General features: G+C 63.1%; 2 pseudogenes. Both read right to left on the reverse strand.

Annotation, left to right across the window (positions count from 1 at the left end):
* Positions 1–1,396, reverse strand: a pseudogene (locus tag QZH66_RS14600) (DNA-directed RNA polymerase subunit beta'); the annotation flags it as partial.
* Positions 1,397–1,518: 122 nt separating this feature from the next.
* Positions 1,519–3,402, reverse strand: a pseudogene (rpoB, locus tag QZH66_RS14605) (DNA-directed RNA polymerase subunit beta); the annotation flags it as partial.

Below are 3,402 nucleotides of genomic sequence, written 5' to 3' on the forward strand. Positions count from 1 at the left end.
CGTGGACGGCCATCTGGTCACCGTCGAAGTCGGCGTTGAAGGCCGCGCAGACCAGCGGGTGCAGCTGGATCGCCTTGCCTTCGATCAGGATGGGCTCGAAGGCCTGGATGCCGAGGCGGTGCAGCGTGGGCGCACGGTTGAGCATGACCGGGTGTTCCTTGATCACCTCTTCCAGGATGTCCCAGACCACCGGCGTGCCCGATTCGACTTCCTTCTTGGCGGCCTTGATCGTCGTCGCGATGCCCATGGCCTCTAACCGCGAGAAGATGAAGGGCTTGAACAGCTCCAGGGCCATCAGCTTGGGCAGGCCGCACTGGTGCAGCTTGAGCGTCGGGCCCNTCACCGAACGGCCCGAGTAGTCGACGCGCTTGCCCAGCAGGTTCTGGCGGAAGCGGCCGCTCTTGCCCTTGATCATGTCGGCCAAGGATTTCAGCGCGCGCTTGTTCGCGCCCGTCATGGCCTTGCCGCGGCGGCCGTTGTCCAGCAGCGAGTCCACGGCTTCCTGCAGCATGCGCTTTTCGTTGCGCGCGATGATTTCCGGGGCCTTGAGCTCGAGCAGGCGGCGCAGGCGCGAGTTGCGGTTGATGACGCGGCGGTACAGGTCGTTGAGGTCGGAGGTGGCAAAGCGCCCGCCGTCCAGCGGCACCAGCGGACGCAGGTCCGGCGGCAGCACGGGCAGCACTTCGAGCACCATCCACTCGGGCTTGATGCCCGACTTCTTGAAGGCCTCGAGCACCTTCAGGCGCTTGGCGTTCTTCTTGACCTTGACTTCGGAGCCGGTCAGGTCGCCGCGCAGGCGCTCGATTTCGCTGTCGATCTCGATCGAGTCGAGCAGGTCGCGGATGCCTTCGGCACCCATCTTGGCGACGAACTCATCGCCGTATTCCTTGGCCTTGGCGTCGTAGTCGTCCTCGGTCATGATGCTGAATTTCTTCAGCGGCGTCATGCCGGGGTCGGTCACCACGTAGGCTTCGAAGTACAGCACGCGCTCGATGTCGCGCAGCGTCATGTCGAGCACCAGGCCCAGGCGCGACGGCAGCGACTTGAGGAACCAGATGTGCGCGCAGGGCGCGGCCAGGTCGATGTGGCCCATGCGCTCGCGGCGCACCTTGGTCTGCGTGACTTCAACGCCGCACTTCTCGCAGATCACGCCGCGGTGCTTGAGGCGCTTGTACTTGCCGCACAGGCACTCGTAGTCCTTGATCGGGCCAAAGATCTTGGCGCAGAACAGACCGTCGCGCTCGGGCTTGAAGGTGCGGTAGTTGATGGTCTCGGGCTTCTTCACCTCGCCGAAAGACCACGAACGGATCTTCTCGGGCGAAGCCATGCCGATGCGGATGGCATCGAAATGCTCATCCGGCGTGAATTGCTTGAACAGGTCGAGTAGCGATTTCATAAAACTCTTTCCCTAATATCAAAAATCATAGCTACCAGCGCTTGACTGGCTTAGGTTTGACATCAAAAACACCTTGAAAGTGTTGATTGACAAGCGCTGGCCGCTCACTTTTTTACAAAGCCTTAGGAACGTTCGAGTTCGATATCCAGACCCAGCGACCGGATTTCCTTGACCAGCACGTTGAACGATTCCGGCATGCCGGCCTCGATGGTGTGCTCGCCCTTGACGATGGACTCGTACACCTTGGTGCGGCCCTGCACGTCGTCGGACTTGACGGTCAGCATTTCCTGCAGCACGTAGGCGGCGCCATAGGCCTCCAGCGCCCACACTTCCATTTCACCGAAACGCTGGCCACCGAACTGGGCCTTGCCGCCGAGCGGCTGCTGCGTCACGAGCGAGTACGGACCGGTGGAACGGGCATGCATCTTGTCGTCCACCAGGTGGTGGAGCTTCAGGAAGTGCATGTAGCCGATCGTCGTCGGGCGCTCGAATGGGTCGCCCGTGCGGCCGTCGAACAGGTAGGCCTGCGTGCGCGTATCCGTGAGGCCCTTGGCGCGTGCCAGGTCATCCGGGTAGGCGATCTTGAGCATGGCACGGATGTCTTCCTCCTCGGCGCCGTCGAACACCGGCGTGGCGAACGGCACGCCGCGCGCGAGGTTGCTGGCCATCTCCAGCACGTCGCCGTCGCTCAGTTGCGCCAGGTCTTCCTTGCGGCCCGAGGTGTTGTAGATCTCTTCCATGAAGGTGCGCAGCTCAGCCGCCTTGGCCTCGGCCTGCAGCATGTTGCCGATGCGCTGGCCGATGCCCTTGCCGGCCCAGCCCAGGTGCACTTCGAGCACCTGGCCCACGTTCATGCGCGAAGGCACGCCCAGCGGGTTGAGCACGATGTCGGCAGGCGTGCCGTCGGCCATGTAGGGCATGTCTTCGACCGGAACGATCTTGGAGACCACACCCTTGTTGCCGTGGCGGCCGGCCATCTTGTCGCCCGGCTGCAGGCGGCGCTTGACGGCCAGGTAGACCTTGACCATCTTGAGCACGCCGGCTGGCAGCTCGTCGCCCTGCGTGAGCTTCTTGCGCTTTTCTTCGAACGCGAGGTCGAAGCTGTGGCGCGTCTGCTCCAGCGAGTTCTTGATGGATTCGAGCTGCGTCGCCACTTCGTCCTCGGCCGGACGGATGTCGAACCAGTGGAACTTCTCCACCGAGGCCAGGTAGGCCTTGTCGAGCTTGCTGCCCTTGGCGAGCTTTTGCGGGCCGCCGTTGGCCACGCGGCCGGTCAGCAGCTTCTCGATACGGTCGAAGGCGTCGGCCTCGACGATGCGCAGCTGGTCGTTCAGGTCCAGGCGGAAGCGCTTGAGTTCATCGTCGATGATCTGCTGGGCGCGCTTGTCGCGCTGGATGCCTTCGCGGGTGAATACCTGCACGTCGATCACCACGCCTTGCGAGCCCTGGCTCACGCGCAGCGAGGTGTCCTTCACGTCGGAAGCCTTCTCGCCGAAGATCGCGCGCAGCAGCTTCTCTTCGGGCGTCAGCGTGGTCTCGCCCTTGGGCGTGACCTTGCCGACCAGCGTATCGCCGGGCTGCACTTCGGCACCCACGTAGATGATGCCGGACTCGTCGAGGCGGTTGAGCTGCTGCTCGGACAGGTTCGGAATGTCGCGCGTGATTTCTTCGGCACCGAGCTTGGTGTCGCGCGCCATCACCACCAGTTCCTCGATGTGGATCGAGGTGTAGCGGTCTTCGGCCNGCTGCTCGGACAGGTTCGGAATGTCGCGCGTGATTTCTTCGGCACCGAGCTTGGTGTCGCGCGCCATCACCACCAGTTCCTCGATGTGGATCGAGGTGTAGCGGTCTTCGGCCACCACGCGTTCGCTGATCAAAATCGAGTCTTCGAAGTTGTAGCCGTTCCAGGGCATGAAGGCGATCAGCATGTTCTGGCCGATGGCGATCTCGCCCAGGTCGGTCGATGCGCCGTCGGCGATCACGTCGCCCTTGACCAGCTTGTCGCC

Origin of the sequence: Stenotrophomonas sp. YIM B06876, from assembly GCF_030711595.1 — a bacterium.
Taxonomy (GTDB): Bacteria; Pseudomonadota; Gammaproteobacteria; order Xanthomonadales; family Xanthomonadaceae; genus Stenotrophomonas.